This is a genomic window from Caballeronia pedi, from assembly GCF_001544915.2.
Classification (GTDB): Bacteria; Pseudomonadota; Gammaproteobacteria; order Burkholderiales; family Burkholderiaceae; genus Caballeronia; species Caballeronia pedi.
In genome coordinates, this window is the sequence record NZ_FCOE02000005.1 from 130,644 (window position 1) to 150,578 (window position 19,935).

The 19,935-nt window shown below is 65.6% G+C and carries 11 protein-coding genes; 10 read left to right on the forward strand and 1 reads right to left on the reverse strand.

What is annotated here, in order from left to right:
- Positions 1 to 68: 68 nt before the first annotated feature.
- The 9 genes from bcsP (at position 69) to AWB80_RS09810 (ending at position 16,529) form a co-directional block, all read left to right on the forward strand.
- Entirely contained in the window at positions 69 to 818 is a 750-nt protein-coding gene (bcsP, locus tag AWB80_RS09770; protein ID WP_061174444.1) for a cellulose biosynthesis protein BcsP, read from the forward strand.
- Positions 815 to 1,603 carry a cellulose biosynthesis protein BcsQ gene (gene bcsQ / locus AWB80_RS09775; RefSeq protein WP_061174445.1) on the forward strand — a complete coding sequence of 263 codons (789 nt, stop codon included), beginning with the start codon at positions 815 to 817 and terminating at the stop codon, positions 1,601 to 1,603. Before bcsP ends, bcsQ begins: the two co-directional genes overlap by 4 nt.
- A complete protein-coding gene (gene bcsA / locus AWB80_RS09780) occupies positions 1,600 to 3,813 on the forward strand; it encodes a UDP-forming cellulose synthase catalytic subunit (protein WP_061174446.1) in 2,214 nt (737 codons plus the stop codon). Before bcsQ ends, bcsA begins: the two co-directional genes overlap by 4 nt.
- Entirely contained in the window at positions 3,813 to 6,317 is a 2,505-nt protein-coding gene (bcsB, locus tag AWB80_RS09785; RefSeq protein WP_096031971.1) for a cellulose biosynthesis cyclic di-GMP-binding regulatory protein BcsB, read from the forward strand. The genes bcsA and bcsB overlap by 1 nt, the downstream gene beginning before the upstream one ends.
- Positions 6,318 to 6,354: 37 nt before the next feature.
- A complete protein-coding gene (gene bcsZ / locus AWB80_RS09790) occupies positions 6,355 to 7,470 on the forward strand; it encodes a cellulose synthase complex periplasmic endoglucanase BcsZ (protein ID WP_425266838.1) in 1,116 nt (371 codons plus the stop codon).
- Complete coding sequence (locus AWB80_RS09795; RefSeq protein ID WP_061174448.1) at positions 7,464 to 12,053, forward strand: cellulose synthase subunit BcsC-related outer membrane protein; 4,590 nt, start codon at positions 7,464 to 7,466, stop codon at positions 12,051 to 12,053. The genes bcsZ and AWB80_RS09795 overlap by 7 nt, the downstream gene beginning before the upstream one ends.
- A 78-nt stretch (positions 12,054 to 12,131) precedes the next feature.
- Positions 12,132 to 13,085: a LysR family transcriptional regulator gene (locus AWB80_RS09800; protein ID WP_061174449.1), complete on the forward strand. Its 954-nt coding sequence runs from the start codon at positions 12,132 to 12,134 to the stop codon at positions 13,083 to 13,085.
- 467 nt (positions 13,086 to 13,552) lie between these two features.
- A complete protein-coding gene (locus AWB80_RS09805) occupies positions 13,553 to 15,793 on the forward strand; it encodes a TonB-dependent receptor (protein ID WP_061174450.1) in 2,241 nt (746 codons plus the stop codon).
- A gap of 52 nt (positions 15,794 to 15,845) precedes the next feature.
- On the forward strand, positions 15,846 to 16,529 hold the full coding sequence (locus AWB80_RS09810) for a Fe2+-dependent dioxygenase (protein WP_061174655.1): 684 nt from the start codon (positions 15,846 to 15,848) through the stop codon (positions 16,527 to 16,529).
- A 1-nt stretch (position 16,530) separates the two neighbouring features.
- On the opposite strand, the gene AWB80_RS09815 is transcribed toward AWB80_RS09810, so the two are convergent.
- Positions 16,531 to 17,490, reverse strand: a complete 960-nt coding sequence (locus AWB80_RS09815; RefSeq protein WP_061174451.1) for a LysR family transcriptional regulator — start codon at positions 17,488 to 17,490, stop codon at positions 16,531 to 16,533.
- A 137-nt stretch (positions 17,491 to 17,627) separates the two neighbouring features.
- Here AWB80_RS09815 and AWB80_RS09820 point away from each other — a divergent pair, with 137 nt between their 5' ends.
- Positions 17,628 to 19,769, forward strand: a complete 2,142-nt coding sequence (locus AWB80_RS09820; RefSeq protein ID WP_244206457.1) for an FUSC family protein — start codon at positions 17,628 to 17,630, stop codon at positions 19,767 to 19,769.
- The last annotated feature ends 166 nt before the right edge of the window (positions 19,770 to 19,935 follow it).

A 19,935-nucleotide genomic window follows, 5' to 3' on the forward strand; every position in this document is an offset into this window, starting at 1 on the left:
CGACGGGCGGCTCAAAACATGCAGCACCGGCCAGGCATCAAGAATAGGCACGACGAGGAAGCGGCATCATGAATACTTCGCGCGACATCGAGAAGCTGTTCGATCATTTCGGCGGCAATGCAGGCGAATACCAGGAAATCGGACGTGAGAACGAGGCCAAGACGGCCCGCACTCGCTGGCCGCTGCTTGCCACGCTCGACTTCGCACAGCCGGCGATTCCCGAGATCGCGCCACGCCGCGACGCGCAACTGAACACTGGGCGCACGCATCCGAACGAGCCGTCGATCGAACCGGCCGACAAGCCGACGCCGATCCATCGCGGCAAGCAGCAGCTTTTCACGCGGCCGCATCGCCGCACGATTCCGCCCGTCACGCCGCCCGCCGCAGAATCGCTGAGCGCCTTGCGCTTTTCGGTGCTGGGCGAATCGGCGTCGAAGGAAACAGGAACGATTCCGGATTCGGCCAGCGCCTCGGCGGTCGACGTGCCGCCGGTTCAGCCGTCCGCAGAGAAAGACGCCGGTACGGGCCACGCGGAAACGCCGCGCCCGGCCGCCACGTCCGGATCGGGCTTCCTCGCGCGCCGCGCGCCCGTACAGGTGCCGCCGGCAGCTCCCGCGCCGCGCGCGCCTGAACCTGCGCCCGCCGAGCCGCATTCGATCCTCGGCAAGCTCTTCAGGCCGCAGGCACAACACGCCCCGAGCGCGCCCGCGGATTCGCTCGGCGCCATGTTCGAGCGCCTGCGCCACGCCAACGAACCCACGAACACGCAAGCAAGCGCTGGCCTCGCCGCGCGCGCGAGCCGCCTCCCACGCTCATGAAAGTCATCACGGTAGTTTCAGCGAAGGGCGGCGTCGGCAAGACGACACTCGCCGCCAATCTCGCTTCGGTGCTCGCGGCGCGCAACCGTCGCGTGATCGTGCTCGATCTCGATCCGCAGAACGCGCTGCGCCTGCACTTCGGCATTCCGCTCGACAGCATCGACGGCATTTCGCGCGCGACGCTCGCGGGCGACCCGTGGCAGACCGTGATGTTCGACGGCGTCGACGGCGTCACCGTGCTGCCTTACGGCGCCGTGATCGAGGACGACCGCCGCCGCTTCGAGGCGCTCGTCGACAACGATCCCGCATGGCTCGCGCATGCGCTCGAATCGCTCGCGCTCGACGCCAACGACATCGTGATCGTCGATACGCCGCCCGGTTCCTCCGTCTACACGCGCACCGCGCTCACGGCGGCGAACTTCGCGTTGAATGTCGTGCTGGCGGACGCCGCGTCGTACGCCGCGATTCCCGGCATGGAGCGCATGATCGACGCCTACGCCGCGCCGCGCCAGAATTTCGCGGGCCAGGGCTACGTCGTGAATCAGGTCGATCAATCGCGTCAGTTGAGCAAGGACGTGCTGAAGGTGCTGCGCAACATGCTCGGCACGAAGCTCTTTCCGGGCGTGATCCATCAGGATGAAGGCGTCTCCGAATCGCTCGCGTGCGACACGACGCTCATCCACTACGACCCGCTTTCGCAAGCCGCCGCCGATCTGCGCGCGTGCGGCGAGTGGCTCCTTTCCGCGGTCGATGCGATGGCCGCCTCATCGAGGAAACTCGCATGAGCGCCGACAAGCCGTCGCCGGAAACGGAAGTGAGCGTCGCGACCTCGCGTCTCGAACGCTTCGTCGATGCGCGCCTCTGGGGCAGCCGGATCATGGTGATCCTGCTGACGATTTTCGCCGCCTTCGCGTTTTATTTCGTCGTGACCGTGCCGCTCGCGTTCGGCCAGCAGCTCGCGTTCGCGACCATCTGCTTCATCTGCGCGCTCGGCTTCCGGCGCCTGCAAGGCCAGTACGCGACGCTCGTGATGATCATGCTGTCGGTCGTCGCGTCGGGCCGCTACATGTTCTGGCGTCTCACTGAAACGACCTACTGGGAACGTCCGCTCGACGCCGCCTGGGGTCTTCTGCTCGTCGCCGCCGAAGTCTATGCGGCGCTGGTGCTGCTGCTCGGCTACTTCCAGACCGCGTGGCCGCTCAAGCGCAAGCCGCTGCCGCTGCCCGCCGACCGCAGCGACTGGCCGACCGTCGACGTCTTCATCCCGACCTACAACGAGCCGCTCTCGGTCGTGAAGCCGACGATCTACGCGGCGCTCGCGCTCGACTATCCCAGCGACAAGCTCGCGATCCACGTCCTCGACGACGGCCGCCGTCCCGAGTTCAAGACCTTCTGCGAGGAAGTCGGCGTCAACTGGACGATCCGCACGCACAACCGCCACGCGAAGGCGGGCAACATCAACGAGGCGCTGAAGATCACCAAGGGCGAATTTCTCGCGATCTTCGACTGCGACCACATTCCGACGCGCTCCTTCCTGCAGATCTGCCTCGGCTGGTTCCTGCGCGACAAGCTGCTGTCGATGCTGCAGACGCCGCACCATTTCTTCTCGCCCGATCCGTTCGAGCGCAATCTCGGCACCTTCCGCAAGGTGCCGAACGAGGGCGAACTGTTCTACGGTCTCGTGCAGGACGGCAACGATCTCTGGAACGCGACGTTCTTCTGCGGCTCGTGCGCGGTGCTGCGCCGCTCGATGGTCGAAGAAATCGGCGGCATCGCGGTCGAGACCGTGACGGAAGACGCGCATACGGCGCTCAAGCTGCATCGGCTCGGCTATACGACTGCGTATCTCGCGATTCCGCAGGCGGCGGGCCTCGCGACGGAGAGTCTCTCGGGGCATATCGGGCAGCGCATCCGCTGGGCGCGCGGCATGACGCAGATTTTCCGCATCGACAATCCGCTCACCGGCAAGGGCCTGAAGATCGGCCAGCGGCTGTGTTATCTCAACGGCATGCTGCACTTCTTCTATGGCGTGCCGCGTCTCGTGTTTCTCACCGCGCCGCTGTCGTACCTGTTCTTCGGCGCGCACGTGATCGAGGCGGCGGCGAGCACCATCGCGATCTTCGCGCTGCCGCACATGATGCACGCGAGCATCACCAATTCGCGCATGCAGCGCAGCTTCCGCCATTCGTTCTGGGCCGAAGTGTACGAGTCGGTGCTGGCGTCGTACATCACCGCGCCGACGCTGCTCGCGGTCATCAACCCGAAGCTCGGCAAGTTCAACGTGACGGCCAAGGGCGGCCAGATCGCGAAGGATTACTTCGACTGGTACATCTCGCGCCCGTATCTGTTCCTGCTGCTGCTGAACCTGCTCGGCTTCATCGCGGGCATCGTGCATATCGTCATGTACTGGCATGTCCGCAGCGAGGTGAACACGACCATCCTCAACCTCTGCTGGACCGTCTACAACATGCTGATTCTCGGCGCGTCGGTGGCGGCGGCGAGCGAGCGCAAGCAGGTGCGCGCGACGCATCGCGTGACCATGAAGATGCCCGTGATGCTCAAGTTCTCGACTGGCCGCACGCTCGCGTGCGAGACCATCGACTATTCGGAAGGCGGCGTCGGCGTCGCGCTGCCGAGCAAGATCGAAGTGCCGATGCACGAACGCGTGACCGTGTCGCTGTTTCGCGGCGACGAGGAATACGCGTTTCCGGCGACGGTCGGCTATACCGAGCCGGGGCGCGTCGGCCTGCGCTTCTCGCAGCTCACGCGCGAGCAGGAATACGACTTCGTGAAGACCACTTTCGCGCGCGCGGACGCCTGGACCGGCTGGTCGGAGGGACGCCGCCCGGATACGCCGCTGCGCGGCCTGTCGCACGTGCTGCTGGTGGGCACGCGCGGCATCGCAGGTTTGTTCGAGCATTTGTACAGCGACCTTCGTACCTGGATGAACAAGCGCCCAGTCGATGTGAAGAAGCTGAAAACCAAAGACCAATAATGGGCACGGGTATGTCGAAGTTGCGCGTTGAAAACGAAACGGGCGAGCGCGCGCCGCGTTTTTGCGAAAGACCCCTGGGCCGCGCGCTGGCCGCGTTGATGGCCTTGCAGACAGCATTGGCCGCGCCGGTCGCGTCGGCGGCGGCCGCAGTGAACGCAGCGAACGCCGCATCGGCGAGCGTCGCGGCGGCGCCGCAGCAGGCGACCGGCGTCGGCGCCGTGCCCGCGCCGAGTCCGGCGGCGGTCTTCAACCCCGCCACGCTCCCGCAACCCGCGCTCGCGATGCCCGTGCCCGCGTTCTCCGGCAAGCCGGACAAGCCGCTCACCTCGCGCATCCCGACTACCGCCGATCCCGGCACGCTGGTGCCCGGCGGACGCCGCCAGACGCTGACCTTCGCCGATTACGGCGCGCTCGATCCGCTGCAACTGCGCGGCACGGACGGTCAGAACGGCATCGCGTTCTCGGTGCGCGGCGACGAAGTCGTGACCGGCGCGATCCTGCATCTGATCTACAGCTATTCGCCGTCGCTGCTGCCGTCGATCTCGCAGCTCAAGGTGCTGATCAACGGCGAAGTGGCCGCGACGCTGCCGGTGCCGCGCGATCAGGCCGGCGTGCTGGTCGCGCGCGACGTCGCGATCGATCCGCGCTTCATCACCGAGTTCAATCACCTCAACGTTCAACTGATCGGCCATTACACGCAGCAGTGCGAGGACCCGTCGAACTCGACGCTGTGGGCGACCGTCAGCAACGCGAGCTCGCTCGATCTCACGTATGCGTCGATCGCGAACAAGCCCGATCTCGCCGCGCTGCCGCAGCCGTTCTTCGACCGCCGCGACGTGCGCCGCCTCGAACTGCCCTTCGTGTTCGCGGGCAAGCCGAGCCTCGGCGAACTGGAATCGGCCGGCATGGTGGCGTCGTACTTCGGCTCGCTCGCCGGCTATCGCGGCGCGATCTTCCCGGCGCAGACCGATAACGTGCCGCTGTCGGGCAATGCCGTGGTGTTCGCCGTCGGCGATGCGAAGATCGCGGGCGTCGACATTCCGCCGGTGTCCGGCCCGACCATCGCGCTCGTCGAACGCGACGCCAGCGCGCGCGGCCGCCTCCTGCTCGTGCTCGGCCGCGACGACGCCGAACTGAAGACCGCCGCGAAGGCGCTGGGCGTCGGCCAGAACACGCTGTCCGGCACCAGCGCGACGATCACGCAGTTCACCGACCTGCAACCGCGCCGCCCCTACGATGCGCCGAACTGGCTGCCGACGGATCGTCCGGTGCGTTTCGGCGAACTCGCGGAGGCACGCGACCTGACCGCCCACGGCTACGACGCCGACGCCGTGCGCGTGAACCTGCGCGTGCCGCCCGACCTCTTCATGTGGCAGACGAAGGGCGTGCCCGTCGACCTCGGCTATCGCTACACGGTGCGTCCCGCGCCGGACCGCTCGTCGCTCAATATCAGCGTGAACGACGGCTTCGTGCAATCGCTGCGCATTCCGGCCGTGTCGACCTCGACCTTCGATCTCGGCAGTTACTTCAGCCGCGTGCTGCCGGACAAGACCGTCGCCGCGCGCCGCGAAATCTATCTGCCGCCGCTGCTCATCACGCCGCGCGCGCAACTGCGCCTGCACTTCTACTACGACATCCCGAAGACCGGCGAATGCCAGGGCCGCGTGCTGGATAACGTCGTCGGCGCGGTGGATCCGAATTCGACCATCGATCTTTCCGGCTTCCCGCATTACATGGCGCTGCCCGATCTGGCCGCGTTCGCCAACGGCGGTTTTCCGTTCACGCGCATGGCCGATCTCTCGCAGACGGCGGTGGTGCTGCCGACCGAGCCGAATTCGGCGGACTACAGCCTGTATCTGCTGGAAATGGGCCGCATGGGCGCATCGACCGGCTATCCGGTGACGGGTGTCACGGTGACGAGCGCGAACGATGTCGACCGCTTCGCCGACAAAGACTTGCTGATTCTCGGCTCGCCGGGCCGCCAGCCGCTCCTGCAACGCTGGGCGAAGCAGATGCCCTTCTCCGGCGACGCCGACGCGCGCACCTTCCAGCTTTCCGATGTCGCGTTCAAGCTGGTCGACTGGTGGCATGGCGAGCAAGGCCCGGAACGCTCGCCGGCGCGCGCGGATCTCTCCCTCGTCAGCTCGAACGGCGACGCGCTCCTGACCGGCTTCGAATCGCCGCTGAAGAGCGGGCGCAGCGCGGTGGCGCTCATCAGCGCGGCGGGCCAGTCCGACGCCGATCTCTCCGCCGCCCTGCTCGACAACGACCTGCTGCCGTCCATCCAGGGCGCGATGGCCGTGATCCACGGCCGCACGGTGACGGTCACGTCGAACGGCGAGGCGTATTACGTCGGCCGTCTGTCGCCGATGCATTACATGCGCTGGGCGCTGTCGTCGCATCCGATTCTGCTGGTGCTCGGCGGCCTGTTCGCCGCGCTCATCATCGCCGCCCTGTTCTACCGTACGCTGCGCGCGATCGCCGCACGGCGCCTGAGGGATTGATATGCGGGTATCCACGCCCCACGTTTTTGCCGGTGCAATGATCGCCGTTTCGGCGGCAAGCGCCGCCGCCGCGCCGCAATGCGACTGGCCCGCTTACCGCATCTTCGTCGAACGCGCCGTGCAGGCCGATGGCCGCGTGATCGACCGTTCTACCGAGGCGCAGCAGACGACCTCCGAAGGCCAGTCCTACGGCATGTTCTTCGCGCTCGTCGCGAACGACCGCGTGACGTTCGACCGTCTGTTGCACTGGACGCGCGTGAATTTGTCGGCGAATCAGTTCGATGCGAACACGCTGCGCCTGCCCGCGTGGCAATGGGGCAAAAAGCCCGACGGCTCGTTCGGCGTGATGGACCCGAACCCGGCATCCGACGCCGATCTGTGGATCGCCTACGATCTGTTCCAGGCCGGCCGGCTGTGGAAGGAACCGATGTACACCAAGCTCGCCTATGCGCTCGCGACACAGATCGTGAAGCAGGAAATCGTCGATCTGCCTGGCCTCGGCGCGATGCTCCTGCCCGGCCCGCAAGGTTTTCGCAGCGGCGACGTGACGCGGCTGAACCCGAGCTATCTGCCGCTGCCGCTGTTGCGCGGCCTCGCGCACGAGATGCCCGACGGTCCGTGGACGTCGCTCGCGCAGAACGCCGCGAAGATGATCAAGGTCACGTCGCCGCGCGGCTATGCGCCGGACTGGGCCGCCTACCAGACAAACCCGAACGGCCAGTTCGTCGTCGATCCGAAGAACGGCGATGTCGGCAGCTACGATGCGATCCGCGTCTATCTGTGGGCCGGCATGGCGTCGAGCGCCGATCCGCTCGCGCGTCCGTGGCTCGATGCGCTCGGCGGCATGCGCCAGAGCGTCTCGCAGACGGGCTTTGCGCCGGAGAAGGTCTCGACCATCAGCGGCGCGACGAGCGGCGAAGGCCCGCTTTCCTACTGGGGCGCGCTCGCGCCCTACTTCAAGGCGCTGAACGACGAACGCGGACTGGGACTCGCGCGCACGCATCTCGAAGCGCTCGTCGCGCCGCCCGTCGCGGGACGCGAGCCGGTCTACTACGACCGCGTGCTCGGCCTGTTCGGCGGCGGTTTCGTCGACGGACGCTATCACTTCGACGAAAAAGGCCGGCTCGTGCCGAACTGGAGAAGCGCATGCTGATCCGGACCAGACAACGCGTGATCGCGGCGCTGATTTGCGCCACGCCCGTTCTGGCGTTCGCGCAGGCCGCCGCCGATCCGCTTTCGGTGCTCATCGATCAGGGCAAATACTGGCAGGCTCACCGGCGCGGCGACCTCGCGGAACAGGCGTGGCAGAAAGTGCTGCGCATCAATCCGAAGCAGCCCGACGCGCTGTTCGGCATGGGCATGGTGCTCGCCGACCGCAAGGACGGCAGCGGCGCGCAGCAGTATCTGGCGCAATTGCGTCAGGTCGCGCCGAGCTATCCGAACATCGACGAACTCGGCCGGCGTCTGGGCGAATCCAGTTCGCGCGACCAGACCGTGAACGACGCGCGTCGTCTCGCGCAAAGCGGCCAGAGCGCGTCGGCGGTGCAGGAATACCGTCGCGCGATCGAAGGCAAGCCCGCGACGCCGCAGCTTCAGCTCGAGTATTACCAGGCACTCGCGGCGACGCCGCAAGGCTGGGACGAAGCGCGCCGCGGACTCGACCAGCTCGCGCGCGAGAACCCCGACGAGCCGCGCTATCAGCTCGCCTACGCGCAGCATCTGACCTACCGCGATACGACGCGGCGCGACGGCATCGCGCGGCTCGCCAAGCTCGCGAACGACAGCGCCGTCGGCGCGGACGCGAAGAAGAGCTGGCGGCAGGCGTTGCTGTGGCTCGGCGCGCGCGCATCGGATGCGCCGCTTTATCAGGCGTATCTGCAGGTTTCGCCGGACGACGCCGCCGTGAAGGCGCGCTTCGATTCGATGGTGCAGCAGGACAAGAGCGCACGCGACCGCGCGCAGGCCGACGCCGTCGTCGATGCGCGCGGGCGCACCGTCGCGGAAGGCTTCACGGCGCTCGATCGCGGCGATCTCGCGACCGCGCGCGCACGCTTTTCTTCCGTGCTCGCGAGCAATCCGAACGACGCCGACGCGCTCGGCGGCATGGGCGTCGCGGCGCTGAAGCAGGAGCGTTTCTCGGAAGCGCGTAGCTACCTCGAACGCGCATCGCGGGCCGGCAATGCGGCGCGCTGGAAAGACGCGCTCACGAGCGCGACCTACTGGACCTATACGAGCGACGCCATCGGCGCGCGCAGCAACGGGCAGATCGCGCAGGCGAAGGCGCTGTTCGAACGCGCGATCGCCGTCGATCCGTCCGATGTCACCGCACAAGTGCTGCTCGGCGAAATGCTGCTCGCGAACGGCGATCCGCGCGGCGCGGAACAGGCGTATCGGATGGCGCTGCGTCGTCAGGCCGACAATCCCGATGCGATCCGCGGGCTGGTCGGCGCGCTGGCCGCGCAAGGCCGCGGCGACGAGGCGCTCGAATTCGCGAATCGCCTGAACACGGAGCAGCAAGCGAAGGCCGGCGGCATCAACAAGCTGCGCGGCGAGGCGCAGGCCGCGCAGGCGCGCGCCGCCGAAGCGCGCGGCGATCTGGGCGCGGCGCGCAGTCTCTTCGAAGACGCGCTGCTCAACAATCCCGACGATCCGTGGCTGCGGCTCGACCTTGCGCGCATCTACGTGCGTCAGGGCGCGGTCGGCAACGCGCGCAGCATGATGGACGGCCTGCTCGCCACGCATCCCGACATGACCGACGCGCTCTACGCGAGCGCGCTGCTCTCAGCGGAAACGCAGGACTGGTCGGCTGGCCTCGCGCAGCTCGACCGCATTCCCGCCGCCCAACGCACGCCTGCGATGACGGCCTTGCAGCATCGCCTGTGGGTGCAAGAGCAAGCCGAACTCGCGACGCGCACGGCCGCCTCGGGCCAGCGCCAGCAGGCTCTCGCGATTCTGCGCCGCGCCGAACCGGTCGCGGCGGGTAACGCGGAACTGACCGGCGCGGTGGCGTCGGCGTATGTCAAGGCGGGCGATCCCGCGCGGGCGCTGTCGCTCGTGCGCGGCGCGATCGCCAATGCGCCGAACGACACCGGCTTGTTGCTGCAATACGCGGGCATTCTGTCGGCGACGCAGCAGGACGCCGAACTCGGTTCCGTGATGCGCCGACTCCAGTCGATGCCGCTCACCACGCAACAGCGCACCGACTTCAACAATCTGAACGTTGGGATCGTGGTTGCGCGCGCGGATGTCGTGCGCAGGCAGGGCAATCTCGCGGGCGCCTACGACGTGATCGCGCCGTGGCTCGCCGCGATGCCCGACAACGCCGACCTGCAAGCGGCGCTCGGCCGCATGTACACGTCGGCGGGCGATGACCGCAACGCGCTCGTCAGCTATCAGAACGCGCTGTCGCGCCGTCCCGACGATATCGGCCTGCAGACGGCGGCGATGTCGGCGGCGAGCGGCGTACGCGATTTCAAGCTCGCCGAAACCTACGCGAATCAGGCCTACGAAGCCGCGCCGAACGATCCGGGCGTGCTCGCCGCGATCGGCCGGATGTATCGCGCGCAGGGCAAGCTCGATCTCGCCGCGCAGTTCCTGCAGCGCTCGCTCCTCGCGGCCAATACGCCGGCGCCGGTCGCGTCCGCGCAGGGGCGCGGCAATGTCCCGCCGGGCTGGGAAACCGCGATGAGCCGCATCGGCTCGAATCCGCTGCCCGGCACCAATCCGTTCGAAGGCAAGACGGCCGTCGATACGGCGTCGAATCCGGCGCTCGCATCCGGCGCATCTTATCGTCAGGTCCTTCCTCAGAGTTACTCGCAGCCCGTGCCGAACTATCTGCCGCCTCCCCAGCCCGCGCCCTATACGACGCCTTATGTGGCGCCGTCCGCGCCCGCGACGATGCCCAATCTCACGCCGCGTCCGGTTTCGAACGGCGGTTACGGACCCGACACCTACGGTTCCGGGCAATCGGGTGCGCCGTTGCAGGCTTATCCGGGACAGGATGCGGCTGCGTCGGGAGCGTATCCGCCGCCGCAGGCTTATCAACAGCAGCCCGTTTATCAGCCGTATCCGCAGCAGCAGCCGTATCCGCAGCAGGCTTACCAGCAGCAGGCGTATCCGCAACAGCCATATCCGCAGCAGCAGGACCCGTACGCCGCGCCCTGGCCGATGTCGCCCGGCGCGCGCGATGCGCAGTCGAACGCGTACACGCCGCCGCCGGCCGCCAGCACGCAGAAGAAGAAGCAGACGACATCGCGCAAGACCACGGCGACGCGGCCCGCCGATCCCTATGCGTATGGCGCGCCGCCGCAACAGCAGCAACAACAGTACGCACAGGCGCCGTATGGCCAGCAGCAGCCGTATTACGCGCCGCAGCCGCAGCAGTACGCGCCGCAGTACGCACAGCAGCCGTACATTCCGCAACCGCCCGCGGGTTATGCGCAGCCGTACTACCCGTCGCAGGCGCAACCGGCGCAGCGCGCCGCCACTGCCGCGACCATGAGCGCGGGCGGCGTGCCCGTCCCGGTGGCGAATTCGCAGACGGCAGGCGTCGCGGAAGAACTCGCGCAGATCAACCGCGAACAGTCGAGCACGGTCTCGGGCGGCCTCATCTTCCGCAGCCGCGACGGCGAGGACGGCCTGTCGAACCTGACCGATATCGAAGCACCCATCGAAGGCCGCATCAAGGCGGGCAACGGCCACGTGATCGTGCGCGCGACGCCCGTCACGCTCGATGCCGGCACGGCCGCCAGCACGCAGAACACGCTTGCGCGCTTCGGCTCGGGCCTCGGCGCGGTCGCCAATCCGCCGACCAACAACTACGGCTCGCAGACGGCGACGGGCGTCGGCCTGGCGATCGGCTACGAGAATCGCAACTTCAAGGGCGATATCGGCACGACGCCGCTCGGCTTCCGCGAGACCAACGTGGTCGGCGGCCTGCAGTATCAGAACGCGATCACCGACAAGGTTTCGTACTCGCTCGCCGTCGCGCGGCGCGCCGTGACCGACAGTCTGTTGTCCTATGCCGGCGCGCGCGATCAGGGCGCGGGCCTCGAATGGGGCGGCGTGACATCGACGGGCGCGCGCGCCGACTTCGGCTGGGACGACAGCACGAGCGGCGTCTACGTGAACGCGGCGTACCAGTTCCTCGACGGCAAGAATGTCGCGACCAACAACGCCGTGAAGGGCGGCGGCGGCATCTATACGCGCATCATCAAGGATGCGGACCAGACGCTGACGGTCGGCGCGAACACCACGCTGATGCACTACGACAAGAACCTGTCGTACTTCAACTTCGGGCAAGGCGGTTATTTCAGTCCGCAGCAGTACGTGATCCTCAACTTTCCGGTCGAATACGCGGGGCGTTCGGGACTCTTCACCTACGACCTGAAGGGGTCGATCGGCGTACAGCATTATCGTCAGGACGAGTCGAACTATTTCCCGACGAATGCGAGTTATCAGGCACGTGCCGCCAGTTCGGGCGCGACGCCGGATGCGGGCGCGGTCTATCCCGGCCAGAGCAAGACGGGCGTGTCGTACTCGCTCAGCGCGACGGGCGAATATCAACTCGCGCCGCAACTCGCTTTCGGCGCGACGGCATCGTTCGGCAACGCATATCAGTATCGCGAGTGGCTCGCTGCGGTGTATGTGCGTTACAGCTTCACGCGGCAGAGCGGCGCGCAGCCGGTGTTTCCGCCGCAGGCGTTCAGTTCGCCGTATCTGTCGTTGTCGAATTGATGAGCTTGCGTGTGCGCTTCGCTTGCGGCTAGGCTTGAGGCCACTTCAGCAAGCGGGCGCACCAGCAAGATCAGCCGCATGAAAACCCAAAGCGCACTCGTCGCGAACAACGACCAATTCCTCCGCGATCTGCAGTTGTTCTGCATCGTCGCGCGACGCTCGAGCTTCATCGCCGCCGCCACCGAAACCGGCATCTCCCCGGCGCACGTCAGCAAGCGCATCGCGATGCTGGAAACGAGCCTCGGCGTGAAGCTCTTCATGCGCACGACGCGCCGCGTCTCCATCACGAGCGACGGCGAAGCGGCGTACCAATGGGCGCAGAAAATTCTCGACGACGTGCAAGGCATGGCCGACGCCTTCGCTGCCCTCGACGATCCGCGCGGCGTGCTGCGCATCGGCACGAGTCTGCGGCTCGGGCGCGAGCATGTGTCGCCCGCGCTCGTGCTGTTGCGTCGCCGCCATCCGGGGCTCGACATCTGGCTCGAACTGCTCGATCGCCGCGTCGATCTCGTTGGTGAGAACTTCGATATCGACATTCGCGTCGGCGAAGTGCAGGAACCGCATCTGATCGCGCACAAGATCGTCGAAAGCTTTCGGGTGCTTGCCGCCGCGCCCGCGTATCTCGAACGGCGCGGCATGCCGAAAACGCTCGCCGAACTCGCGCAGCACGACTGCCTGCTGTTTCGCGGCCGCGATCAGCGCTTCGGCGTCTGGCGGCTCGCCGGTCCCAACGGCGAGGAAAGCGTGAAAGTGACCGGGCCGATCGCGTCGAACCACAGCGACATCGTGCGGCAATGGGCCGAGGCTGGCTTCGGCATCGTGATGGGCTCGATCTGGGACGTCGCGTCGAGTCTGCAAAATGGCACGCTCGTGCCGGTCCTGCCCGCGTATCGGCAACGCGCCGACGTATGGGCCGTGACATCGGCGCGTTCGTCGCATTCGGCGAAGATTCGGGTGTGCGTCGAGTTTCTCAGGCAGCAACTGACGATCGGTCCGTACGCCCTCGTGACCTCGGGTGTCGCCGGGTTCTAAAAGACGGGCGCGCGAAATTCTTACCGAACCATTACAGCGCAACGGCCCGAAAACAATCCGCCACTTTTTGTCCGCAATCCCTTCCGATTCTCTTCGCTAGCAGCTTCGCGCCGGCAGCAAAGTCTCGCCCCACGGGCCTGAGCGGCTGATCTCGCGCTGCGAAAATCTGCGTCCTTTACACATTTTTTCGTTGCGTCGGCGTCACGGAATTCGGAAAAAAGACCCGCACTCGACAGGACTTATTTCCAAATGTTTCTGAGACGTGTAATGATACTGATTCGCATTTAAGACGATTGCAGCGATAGCCGTGCTCAATCGCCCTCGCCGCGAACCTCCGGGCACTTTCAGGACGCCGCCGCCGGATTCCCGACGGCATTGCCCGCTCTTTTTTGATCGCAGGTCGATCGCGTCGGCAGACGAAAACCCGCTTCGCTGCCGATCTAACTAACAAGCATCGGGGAAACGACATGGTCAGAAAGAAGCCGCTTGCCGCGGCATTGGTTACTATTGCCGCGGTGCCTATGGCCGCGCCGCTTTACGCTCAAACCGCACCGCAGACCTCACCGCCCGCACAACAGGTCGCGCAGCAAGCGACTCCCGCCGACGGCGCACCCGCCGCCACCGCACCCGAAACCGCCGCCCTGCCCGCCGTCAACGTGACCGGCCAGGCCGACGCGCCCGACTTCCAGCCGGACGTATCGAGCGTGGGCGCGAAGGTGCCGACCGCACTGCGCGACATTCCGCAGGCCGTCGTCGTGGTGCCGAAGGCAGTGCTGAATTCGCAGGCGGTCAGCTCGTTCTCCGATGCGCTGCGTAACGTGCCCGGCGTCACGCTCGGCGCGGCAGAAGGCGGCCAGATCGGCAACAACATCAACCTGCGCGGCTTCTCGGCGCGCACCGACATCTACCTCGACGGTTTTCGCGATCGCGGCCAGTACTATCGCGACACGTTCAATCTGGAATCGATCGACGTGCTGTACGGCCCGTCGTCGCTGTATTTCGGACGCGGCTCGACGGGCGGCGTCATCAACCAGGTCAGCAAGCAGCCGAACATGAAACCGCGCGCCGATGTCTCGCTGCAGGCCGGCACGCACGACCGCTATCGCTCGACGGTCGACATCAATCAGCCGATGACGGATACCTCCGCGTTCCGCATCAACGCGTTCGGCCAGTCGCTCGGTTCGACGCGCGACGAGATGATCAACAAGGACTACGGCATCGCGCCTGAAGTGAAGTTCGGCATCGGCACGCCGACGCAGGTGACGCTGTCCGCGCTGATCCAGCACAACCGCGATCAGCCCGATTACGGCATTCCGCCGTTGAACGGCCATCCCGCGCCCGTCGATACGAAGACGTTCTACGGCTTCACCGACGACCGCACGATTCAGGATGTGCAGACCGTGAGCGCGCGCATCGAGCATCGCTTCGACGACATGTTCACGCTGCGCAACCAGACGCAGTTCAGCCACTACAGCACCGAAGCGCGCGCGACCAACGCGGCCGCCGTGCTGACGGGACCGCTCGGCACCTCGCCCGCGCTCTCGAACGGCAACTACACGACGCTGCCGCTGTCGTCGCTCTTCGTGCGTCTGCAGGGCAAGGACCGCAACATCAACGATCACTCGGTCTACAACACGACCGACGTGCAGGGCAAGTTCGCCACCGGCTTCCTGAAGCACGACATGCTCGCCGGCGTCGATCTGAGTCACGAAACGTACAGCAACCAGACCTTCACCGCGACCACGCCGGGCCTGCCGTCGAATACGCTCGCGATCGTGCCGCTGGTCGATCCGGCTTACGTGCCGCGTCCGGCGAACTATCGCGAAGTGGCGACCAATCTCGCGGAATCGAGCGCGAACGGCGTCGGTGTCTATTTGAACGACACGATCTCGATCGGCGAGCACTGGAAGTGGATCGGCGGCGTGCGCTGGGATCGCTATGAAGCGGCGATCAACAATTCGATCAACGCGCCGGGCTACGCGACGCAGACGAACTACTTCACGAGCGTGCGCACCGGCGTCGTGTGGCAGCCGGCGGACTGGCAGTCGTACTACGTGTCGTACGGCACGTCGTTCGATCCGTCGCTCGAAGCGCTCACGCTCACCAACGGCCAGCAGAACCTGCCGCCCGAGCACAACAAGTCGTATGAAATCGGCTCGAAGTGGGATCTGCTGAACGGTGGTTTGTCGATCACGCAGTCGCTCTTCAACATCGAGAAGACCAACGCGCGGACGCTGGCTTCGGACGGCAGCTACTCACTCGATGGCAACGTCCGCGTGCGCGGCTACCAGTTGGGCGTGGCGGGCCACATCACGAAGCAGTGGCAGATGTTCGGCGGCTACACCTACATGGACGGCACGATTCTGCAGGCCTTCGACGGCACGCAAGGCAACACGCCCGCCAACACGCCGAAACACATGCTCACGCTGTGGACGACCTACGACTTCACGCCGGTATGGCAGGTTGGCGGCGGGCCGTCGTATGTGTCGTCGCGCTATGCGGCGAACAACAATCTGGTCGAAGTGGGCGGTTACGTGCGCTGGGACGTGATGGCCGCGTATCATCAGAAGCGCTACGATATCCAGTTCAACGTGCAGAACCTGTTCGACAAGAAGTACTACGACGCCCTGATTCCGTCCGATGGCGGACGCGCGGTGCCGGGTCTTGGCCGCACGTTCATCGCGACGTTGAATTACCGCTTCCGTTGATGTAATGCGCGCGCGCCGTGTGATACGCGGCGCGCGTTCGAAGGCAATAACAATGATCCTCTCGATACCGAATGTGCTGAGCGTTGAAGACGCCGCCGCGATGCGCGCGCGACTCGACACCAGCGAATCATGGGTCGATGGCCGCGCGACCGCGGGCTATCAGGGCGCACCGGTCAAGCGCAACATGCAGATTGCGGAAGGCTCGCCGATCGCGCTCGAACTGGGCGATGCGATCGTCGGCGCGCTGGAGCGGCATCCGCTGTTCATCAGCGCGGTGCTGCCCAACCGCGTGTATCCGCCGCTGTTCAATCGCTATGAAGGCGGCATGCATTTCGGCAGTCATGTCGATGGCGCGATCCGCATCGTGCCCGGACATGGCGCGCGCGTGCGCACCGATGTATCGGTCACGCTCTTTCTCACGCCGCCCGAGGAGTATGACGGCGGCGAGCTGATCATCGAAGATACGTATGGCCTGCAGGAAGTGAAGCTGCCGGCGGGACATGCGATCGTCTATCCCGCGACCAGTCTGCATCAGGTGCGGCCCGTCACGCGTGGCGCGCGCGTATCGAGCTTCTTCTGGGCGCAAAGCCTCGTGCGCGACGATGCGCAACGCTCACTGCTGTTCGATCTCGACAACTCCATTCAACGCCTGAACGCGACCAACGGCGACGAAGCCGCGAAGCGCTCACTCGTCGGCTGCTATCACAACCTGTTGCGCATGTGGAGCGATACGTAAGTCAGGCCGCGCGCAGCACGTTCGCACGCGCCTGCCCGACTTCCGCGAGCAACGCTTCGTCGCGCGCGATGACATCGGGCAGATGCGCGCGCAGGAATTCCACCCACGTGCGCGTCTTCGCATCGACGAACTTGCGCGACGCATAGAGCGCATAGAGATTCGTGCGCTGCAACGTGTGATGCGGCAACACGCGCACGAGCGAGCCGTTGCGCAATCCTTCGATCGCCGCATAGAGCGGCAACATGCCGATGCCCATGCCTTCGCGAATCGCCACCGCGAGCGATTCCGCGATGTTCACCTGCACCGTGCCATTGATCTGCAAGGTCTCGCGGCCCTCGGGATTTTCGAGCGTCCATTCACGCGCGGAAAACGCGGGCGTCTGCAAGGTCAGGCAATCGTGCTGCGCGAGATCGGCGGGGGTTTCGGGCGCGGCGCGCGTGCGCAGATAATCAGGCGATGCGCACAGGATGCTGAAGGTCGCACCGAGCTTGTGCGAGATGATCTCCGAATCCGACAACGCGCCCGCCGACACCACGGCCACGTCGCTGCTGCCTTCGAAAAGATCGGGCATGCGCTGCGACAGCGTGAGCTCGACTTTCACATCGGGATAGAGCGCGCGATATCGGGCGATGGCCGGCAGGATGTAATGCTGTCCGACGCTCGCGAAGCTGAACATGCGCAAGGTGCCCGACGGATGTTCGTGCGCGCAGCTCGCTTCTTCTTCCGCGCCGTCGATGTCGGCGAGAATCTGCCGCACGCGCTTCAGATAGCGTTCGCCCGCCGATGTGAGCGCGAGACGCCGCGTGGAGCGGTTCATCAGGCGCGTGCGCAAATGGGCTTCGAGTTCGGAGACGGCGCGCGACATCGCGCCGGTGGTCGAGTTCATCGACTGAGCCGCAGCCGTGAAGCTGCCGGCTTCGATCACGCGGGTGAAGACCCGCATGTTCTGTAGGGTATCCATCAAACCGTCACAATCACTTCGGAAGCGCTATTGTCCGCTTTTCCGCGCGATCGATTGTTGTTGAATCCGGAAAGAATGTTCCCTGATTCCCACATTAATCCGCCAGGATGCTTTGCCTACAATCGGCGTCTTCATTCATGAGCATCGGTGTCCCGGCGGATAGCATGTCGTTTCTGGAAGCACGCTTGTCGACGCGCGACTGGCTCGCCACCGACGGCCACGTCTGGCTGCATCTCGCGAAGACGCTGCTTGCCGCGTTCCTCGCGATGGGCATCGCGATGCGTTTCGAACTGCCGCAGCCGCGCGTCGCGATGACGACCACCTTCGTGCTGATGCAGCCTTTCTCCGGCATGGTGCTCGCGAAAAGCGTCTATCGTTTCGCGGGCACCGCGCTCGGCATGCTGGCCGCGCTCGTGCTGGGCGCCGTGTTCGTGCAGCAGACTGAACTCTACGCGCTCGCGCTGACGATATGGGTCGCCGCATGCACCGCGCTTGCCGTGCGCTATCGCCAATTCCGCTGGTATGGGTTCGTGCTCGCGGGCTATACGGCTGCGCTGATCGGCATTCCCGCCGTCACCGATCCGAACAGCCTGCTGATCGCGACGCTCACGCGCGGTGCGGAAGTCATGCTCGGCATCGTGTGTTCGAGTATTGTCAGCGCCCTTGTTTTTCCGCGTCACGCGAGCGCAACGCTCATCTCTTCGCTCGATGCGCGTCAGACGCGTTTCGCCGCCTTCGCTGCCGACGTGTTGCGCGCCCGTCTTTCGCGCATCGCGCGTGAACGCCGGTTCGCCGATTTCGTCGATGAAATCGTCGGCTTCGAAGCGACACGCAGTTTCGCAGCGTATGAGTCGCCCGCGATGCGCGTCGGCAATGGCCAGCTCGCGCAACTCAACAGCGCGTTCATGGATGCGTGCGCACGCCTGCATGCGCTCGATCAGTCGATGAAACGTCTGCGTGCAAACGACAACACGCGATGCGCACACGACGCCCTCAAGCCGTTCCTCGAAGAAGTCGCGCGCATTTTCGAACACGCGTCGCTGAACGTGCATCTCGACCGCTACAAGGCGACACTGCCGAAACGCCTGCGCGACGCACAACGCAATCTCCCGAACAGCGATCACGGGACTCGACTCGACTTCACGACATCGGCTGAGCTTCTGCATCGCTTCATCGTCGATACGATTCGCTATGTGTCGATAGCGCATGGAGACGCTTCGAACGAACGCGCATCTACGCGATATGAAGCGAAAACTAATCGCTTCGTCGTCGCGGCGACCTTCATGCGCACGGGCATCGTCATTGCCGCGGCCGCGTGGTTCTGGATCGCCACGGCGTGGCCGAGCGGCGGCTACGCGGTGATCGGCGCGACACTCGCTTGCGGGTTGTCGTCGGCATCGGCACGGCCGTCGACGTTCATCGCGCAGATGGGCGCTGGCGCGGCGCTCGCCATCTTTACCGGCTATATGTTTCTGTGTCACGTCTACCCCGCGATCGATGGCTTCGCGCTCCTGTGCGCGATGCTCGCGGCGCCGCTCGCGGCAGGCGCATTCCTCGCGATGCGCCCCGCCAGCGCGGGATATGGCATCGGCTTTTGCGTGTTCTTCTGCCTGCTCGCCGCGCCGGATAACCGCATCGTCTACGATCCCGCGCTGCTGCTCAACAACGGGCTCGCCGTGCTCGTCGCGATGCTCGGCGCGGCCATCGCATGCGCTGTGGTCGTGCCGCCGCGCACGTCGTGGCTCGTCGGCAGGACGCTCGCGGAACTGCGTGCGCAGGCCGCGCTCGCGTGCGAAGGAAAACTCGCGGGACTCGGCGAGCGCTTTCATTCGGGCACGCACGATCTGATGTTCCAGTTGCGTGGATTGCTCGCGCGGCGTTCGCGCGAACATCGGCATGCGCTGTCATGGATGCTCGTCACGCTCGAAGTCGGACAGGCGATGATCGATCTTCGTCACGCAGCGCGCGTGTTGCCTGTGCAGCGTACGCCCGATGCATTGCGCATTGCATGGAACACGTCGCTCGCGCGCGTATTGCGCGATATCGCCGTGCTGTTTCGCACGCCAGACAGCACGACATTGCGCCGCGCGATCGGCTCGGTCGTCGCGTCGATCCTGATCGCGGAGAGCATGCTCGATCTCGCGCACGGCGATCGCGAAGCGCGCCACGACATGCAGCGCGTGCTCGCGTGTCTGCACTTCATCCGCACCGCGCTCGTCGATCCCGATGCGCCTTTCGTTCCTCCACATGGAAATGTGTCTTCCTGGCGCAGCGATTAATTCGCGGCATCGTGCGTCCTATAGTGAGGACGATTCATCGCCGGCGCGCTCATTTGTCGCAACTTCATGGCGGGTCCAAAGCATCGAATTGGACAAAGCTCAACGTCGCACCGCATTGAAACAATGTCTTTCAACGCTGCGACTTCGACAGCAGTGCGCGCTACCT